The 6,311-nt window shown below is 73.3% G+C and carries 6 protein-coding genes; all 6 read left to right on the forward strand.

Translation table 11 applies throughout. The annotated features are described in order from the left end of the window. Positions 1-6 precede the first annotated feature (6 nt). Positions 7-1,263 (forward strand): serine hydroxymethyltransferase, encoded by a 1,257-nt coding sequence (gene glyA, locus ABZX22_RS35465; protein WP_354918138.1) that lies wholly within the window; start codon positions 7-9, stop codon positions 1,261-1,263. Next, a complete protein-coding gene (locus ABZX22_RS35470) occupies positions 1,260-2,492 on the forward strand; it encodes a sarcosine oxidase subunit beta family protein (protein WP_354918141.1) in 1,233 nt (410 codons plus the stop codon). The genes glyA and ABZX22_RS35470 overlap by 4 nt, the downstream gene beginning before the upstream one ends. A gap of 10 nt (positions 2,493-2,502) precedes the next feature. Beyond that, positions 2,503-2,781, forward strand: coding sequence for a sarcosine oxidase subunit delta (locus tag ABZX22_RS35475; protein WP_354918144.1), 279 nt, complete (start codon positions 2,503-2,505; stop codon positions 2,779-2,781). Continuing rightward, complete coding sequence (locus tag ABZX22_RS35480; protein ID WP_354918146.1) at positions 2,778-5,654, forward strand: 2Fe-2S iron-sulfur cluster-binding protein; 2,877 nt, start codon at positions 2,778-2,780, stop codon at positions 5,652-5,654. The genes ABZX22_RS35475 and ABZX22_RS35480 overlap by 4 nt, the downstream gene beginning before the upstream one ends. Beyond that, positions 5,647-6,210 (forward strand): sarcosine oxidase subunit gamma family protein, encoded by a 564-nt coding sequence (locus ABZX22_RS35485; protein ID WP_354918149.1) that lies wholly within the window; start codon positions 5,647-5,649, stop codon positions 6,208-6,210. The genes ABZX22_RS35480 and ABZX22_RS35485 overlap by 8 nt, the downstream gene beginning before the upstream one ends. Continuing rightward, the coding region (locus tag ABZX22_RS35490; RefSeq protein ID WP_354918161.1) for a serine dehydratase beta chain at positions 6,207-6,311 on the forward strand (105 nt) is incomplete at its 3' end. The genes ABZX22_RS35485 and ABZX22_RS35490, both read left to right, overlap by 4 nt.

The following is a 6,311-nucleotide window of genomic DNA, read 5'->3' on the forward strand; positions in this document are numbered from 1 at the left end:
CCCCAGATGATCGACACCCCGCTGGACGTGGTGGACCCCGAGGTCCACGCCGCCATCGGCGCCGAGCTCGCCCGCCAGCGCTCGACGCTGGAGATGATCGCCTCGGAGAACTTCGCGCCCGCCGCCGTCATGGCCGCCCAGGGCTCGGTCCTCACCAACAAGTACGCCGAGGGCTACCCGGGCAAGCGGTACTACGGCGGCTGCGAGCACGTCGACGTCGTCGAGCAGCTCGCCATCGACAGGGTGAAGGCGCTGTTCGGCGCGCAGGCGGCCAACGTGCAGCCGCACTCGGGCGCCCAGGCCAACGCCGCCGCGATGGCCGCGCTGCTCGAACCCGGCGACACCATTCTCGGTCTCGACCTGGCCCACGGCGGCCATCTCACCCACGGGATGCGCATCAACTTCTCCGGACGCCTGTACAAGGTGGCCGCCTACCACGTGCGCGAGAGCGACTACCTGGTCGACATGGAGGAGGTCGCGCGCCTGGCCCGCGAGCACCGGCCCCGGCTCGTCATCGCGGGCTGGTCGGCCTATCCGCGGCAGCTCGACTTCGCGGCCTTCCGCCGTATCGCCGACGAGGTGGGCGCCTACCTCATGGTCGACATGGCGCACTTCGCCGGCCTGGTGGCCGCGGGCCTGCACCCCTCGCCCGTGCCGCACGCCCACGTCGTCACCACCACCACGCACAAGACCCTCGGCGGGCCCAGGGGCGGGGTGATCCTGTCCACCGAGGAGCTCAGCAAGAAGATCAACTCGGCGGTCTTCCCCGGGCAGCAGGGCGGCCCGCTGGAGCACGTCATCGCGGCCAAGGCGGTCGCCTTCAAGATCGCCTCCGAGGAGGCGTTCCGCGACCGGCAGCGCCGCACCCTGGAGGGCGCCCGCATCCTGGCCGAGCGGCTGCTGGCCCCCGACGCCGTCGAGGCCGGGGTGCGGGTGCTGACCGGCGGCACCGACGTGCACCTCGTCCTGGTCGACCTGCGCGCGTCCGAGCTGGACGGCAAGCAGGCCGAGGACCGGCTGCACGAGGTCGGCATCACGGTCAACCGCAACGCCGTGCCGTTCGACCCGCGGCCCCCGATGGTCACCTCGGGGCTGCGCATCGGCACCCCGGCCCTCGCAACCCGCGGCTTCGGCGCCGCCGACTTCACCGAGGTGGCCGACATCATCGCCACCGCGCTGACACCGCAGGCCGACCTGTCGTTCCTGCGCGGCAGGGTCGAGGCCCTGGCAAGCAAGCACCCGCTCTACGGAGAGGCCCGATGAGCCCGCGCACCCCTGGCGCCGACCTGCCCGAGCACCCCGACCGGCTGTGGGGCGCCGCCGAACCGAAGCGTTCCTACGACGTCGTGATCGTCGGCGGCGGCGGGCACGGCCTGGCCACCGCCTACTACCTCGCCAAGAACCACGGCATCACCAACGTGGCGGTGCTGGAGCGCGGCTGGCTCGCCGGCGGCAACATGGCGCGCAACACCACCATCATCAGGTCCAACTACCTGTGGGACGAGAGCGCGGGGATCTACGAGCACGCGCTCAAGCTGTGGGAGGGTCTGGAGGAGGAGCTCGACTACCCGCTGCTGTTCAGCCAGCGCGGCGTGCTCAACCTCGCCCACAGCCTTCAGGACGTGCGCGACAGCGTACGGCGGGTGCACGCCAACAACCTCAACGGCGTCGACGCCGAGTGGCTCGACCCCCACCAGGTGAAGGAGGTCTGCCCGATCGTCAACATCTCGCCCGACGTGCGCTACCCCGTGCTGGGCGGGACCTTCCAGCCCAGGGCCGGCATCGCCAAGCACGACCACGTCGCGTGGGGCCTGGCCAGAGCCGCGGCGGCGCTCGGCGTCGAGTTCGTCGAGCACTGCGAGGTCACCGGGCTCCAGGTGCGCGACGGCAGGGTGACCGGCGTCGAGACGACGAAGGGGACGATCGCGGCCGGCAGGGTGGCGCTGTGCGCCGCCGGGCACACCTCGGTCGTGGCCGCCACCGCGGGCATCGACCTGCCCCTCCAGAGCCATCCCTTGCAGGCGCTGGTGTCGGAGCTGCTGGAGCCCGTCCACCCGACGGTCGTCATGTCCAACGCCGTCCACGTGTACGTCAGCCAGGCGCACAAGGGCGAGCTGGTCATGGGCGCCGGCATCGACGCGGCCAACTCCTACCGCCAGCGCGGCGCCTTCCACATCATCGAACGGCAGATGGCCGCGGCCCTCGAGCTGTTCCCCGTCTTCGCCAGGGCGCACGTGCTGCGGACCTGGGGCGGCGTGGTGGACGTCTCGCCTGACGCCTCGCCGATCGTCGGCCTGACCGAGGTGGAGGGCCTGTACCTCAACTGCGGATGGGGCACCGGCGGCTTCAAGGCGACCCCCGGCGTGGGCTGGTGCCTCGCCCACACGGTGGCCAACGACGAGCCGCACCCGCTCAACGCCCCCTTCTCCCTTGACCGATTCACCACCGGGGCGCTCGTCGACGAGCACGGCGCCGCCGCGGTCGCGCACTGAGGACCTCACGATGCTGCTGATCTCATGTCCATGGTGCGGCCCACGCGATGAGGCCGAGTTCCATTACGGCGGGCAGGCGCACGTCGCCTACCCGGACAACCCGGCGGCGCTGTCCGACGAGGAGTGGGCCCGCTACCTGTTCTTCAGGGACAACCCCAAGGGGCGCTTCGCCGAGCGTTGGAGCCACTCCGCCGGCTGCCGCCGCTGGTTCAACGCGGTGCGCGACACCGCGACCAACGAGATCCACGCCGTCTACCGGGTGGGCGAGCCCAGGCCGGTGACCTCATGAGGCGCGACAGCGGCGGCCGGATCGACCGCGACACCACGCTCCGCTTCACCTTCGACGGCCAGGAGTACACCGGGCACCCGGGCGACACCCTCGCCTCGGCGTTGCTGGCCAACGGGGTGCGCCAGGTCGCCACGAGCGTCAAGCTCGGCCGCCCGCGCGGCATCGTCTCGGCCGGCGGCGAGGAGCCGAGCGCGGTCGTGCAGATCGAGGCGCCCTTCCCCGAGCCGATGCTGCCCGCCACCACGGTCGAGCTGTACGACGGCCTGGTCGCCGCCGGCCTGCCCGGCCAGGGCAGGCTGGCCACCGAGCCGGACCCCGCCCGCTACGACGCCGTCCACGCGCACTGCGACGTCCTGGTCGTCGGCGCCGGTCCCGCCGGACTGGCCGCCGCCCGCGCCGCTTCCGGCACGGGCGCGCGCGTCATCGTGGTCGACGAGCGGTCCGAGCCCGGCGGCAGCCTGCTCGGCACCCGCGAGTCCGTGACCGAGCCCGGCGCGGACGACGTGCTCGGGCCGCAGGAGGTCGGCTCCGGCGCCGACTGGGCCGCCGCGACCGCGGCCGTGCTCGAGGCCATGCCCGAGGTCAGGGTGCTGCGCAGGACCACCGCGATCGGCTACTACGACGACAACTACGTCGTCGCCGTCGAACGGCGCACCAACCACCTGGGCGCCGCCGCACCCGCGGACGTCGCGCGCGAGCGCGTGTGGCGCATCCGGGCCAAGCGCGTCGTGCTGGCCACCGGCGCGCACGAGCGGTCGATCGCCTTCGCGGGCAACGACCTGCCCGGGGTCATGCTGGCCGGCGCCGCCCGCGCCTACGTCAACAGGTACGGCGTGCTCCCCGGCCGCCGCGCGGTCGTCTTCACCGCCAACGACAGCGCCTACGCCGCCGCCCTCGACCTGGCCGACGCGGGCGTCGAGATCGCCGCCGTCGTCGACGTCCGGCCCTCGCCCGGCGCGGCGTGGACGGCCGGCGCCCGCGAACGCGGCATCCAGGTGCTGTCCGGGCACGTGGTGACCGCCGCCCAGGGCGACGGCCAGGTCTCCAGCGTGCTGGTCGGCCGGCACCGGCCCGAGGCCGGCGCCGCCGTCGGAGAGCAGGAGCTGGCCGCCGACCTGCTGCTGGTGTCAGGCGGCTGGAACCCCGTCGTGCACCTGTTCAGCCAGTCGGGCGGGACGCTCCGCTACGACGACGCGCTCGGCACGATCGTGCCCGACGCCTCCCGCCAGGCCGTCGAGGCGGCGGGAGCGGCGAAGGGCGTGTTCACGCTGAGCGGCTGCCTCGCCGACGGCGCCGCCGCGGGCTACCGCGCGCTGGAGGCGGTCCTCGGCAGGGCGGTGGGCGAGCGGCCCGCGACCCCGCGGGCCACCGTGGAGACGCCCACGACCCCCGGGCAGGCCTTCTGGCTGGTCCCCGCCACCGACTACCGCTCCCACTTCGTCGACCTGCAACGCGACGTGACCGCGGCCGACGTCCAGCGGGCGACCGGGGCGGGCCTGCGCTCCGTCGAGCACATCAAGCGCTACACCACCGCCGGCACCGCCCACGACCAGGGCAAGACCTCGGGACTGCTCACCACGGCGGTCGTGGCCCACGCCCTCGGCACCACCGTCGGCGAGCTCGGCAGCACCACCTTCCGCGCGCCGTACGCGCCGGTGAGCTTCGCCGCCCTCGCCGGCCGCGACCGCGGCGCGCTGCACGACCCGATCAGGGTGACCGCCCTGCACGAGTGGCACGTCGCCAACGGCGCGCTGTTCGAGAACGTCGGCCAGTGCAAGCGCCCGTGGTACTACCCGCGCGCGGGCGAGGACATGGAGAGCGCCGTCCTGCGCGAGTGCGCGGCCGCCCGCGAGAGCGTCGCGGCCATGGACGCCTCCACGCTCGGCAAGATCGACGTGATCGGCCCCGACGCCGGCGAGTTCCTCGACCGGCTCTACACCAACATGATGAGCTCGCTGGCCGTCGGCGCCGTCCGCTACGGCGTGATGTGCAGGCCCGACGGGATGGTCTTCGACGACGGCACCGTCATCCGGCTGGCCGAGGAACACTTCCTGGTCACCACGACGACCGGCAACGCGGCCACCGTCCTCGACTGGATGGAGGAGTGGCTGCAGACCGAGTGGCCCGCGCTGCGCGTCCACCTCACGTCGGTCACCGAGCAGTGGGCCACGGTCGCGCTGGTCGGGCCGCGGTCGCGCGAGCTGCTGGCCGAGCTCGCCCCCGACCTGGCCGTCGGCGTCGCCGACTTCCCGTTCATGACCTGGCGGGAGGCGGAGGTGGCCGGCATCCCCGCCCGGGTGTGCCGGATCAGCTTCTCCGGCGAGCTCGCCTACGAGATCAACGTGACCTCGTGGGACGGCCTGCGCCTCTGGACGGCGATCATGGACACCGGGCGCGTCACGCCGTACGGGACCGAGACCATGCACGTCCTGCGCGCCGAGAAGGGCTACCCGATCGTCGGCCAGGACACCGACGGCACCGTCACCCCGCAGGACCTGGGCATGTCGTGGGTGGTGTCCAAGAAGAAGCCCGACTTCGTCGGCAAGCGCTCCTTCGCGCGGGCCGACACCTCCAGGCCCGACCGCAAGCAGCTGGTCGGCCTGCTGCCGGAGGACCCGTCCTACCTGCTGCCGGAGGGCGCGCACCTGGTCGCCGACGCCGAGCTGCCCGCGCCGCCCGTGCCCATGCTCGGCCACGTCACCTCCAGCTACCGCAGCGCCGCCCTCGGCCGGACGTTCGCGCTGGCCCTGGTCAAGGGCGGGCAGAGCCGGATAGGCGAGCGGCTGTACGCACCCGTCGGCGGCGCCCTCGTGCCCGTCACCGTCACCTCGCATGTCCTGTACGACCCGGAAGGAGCGCGCCGCGATGGCTGAACGCAGGAGTCCCGCAGCGGCCTTCGCAGGCCGGTTCGAGGCCGTCTCGTCGAGCGGGGCGCTCAGGCTGGCCGAGATCCCGTTCCTCACCCACGTCAACGTGCGCGTGGACCCGGCCGGTCCGGCCGCGGACGAGGTCGCGGCCGTCCTGGGCGCGCCGCTGCCCACCACGCCCTGCACCGCCGTACGGTCGGGCGAGCTGACCGTGGCCTGGCTCGGCCCCGACGAGTGGCTGGTGATAGGTCCTGAGGGGTACCGGTCAGAGCTGCTGCGCAAGGCCGTGGACGGCGGCCAGGGCTCGGTGGTCGACGTGTCCGCCCAGCGCACCACGCTGCTGGTCGCCGGGCCGAAGGCGCGGGACCTGCTGTCCCACGGCTGCACCATCGACCTGCACCCGAGCGCCTTGGCTCCGGGGGCGTGCGCGCAGACCACCCTCGCGCGCACGCAGGTCGTGCTGCTTCCCCAGCAGGACGGCTTCCTCGTGCTGGTGCGCTCCTCCTTCGCCGCCTACCTCGCCGAATGGCTGCTCGACGCCGCGACGGAGTACGTGCGGTGAGCATCGGCGTCTTCGACCTCTTCAAGATCGGTATCGGGCCGTCGAGCTCGCACACCGGCGGGCCGATGGCGGCCGCGCACCGCTTCGCCCGGGGGCTGCAC

It is taken from the genome of Nonomuraea sp. NPDC003804 (assembly GCF_040610675.1).
Taxonomy (GTDB): Bacteria; Actinomycetota; Actinomycetes; order Streptosporangiales; family Streptosporangiaceae; genus Nonomuraea.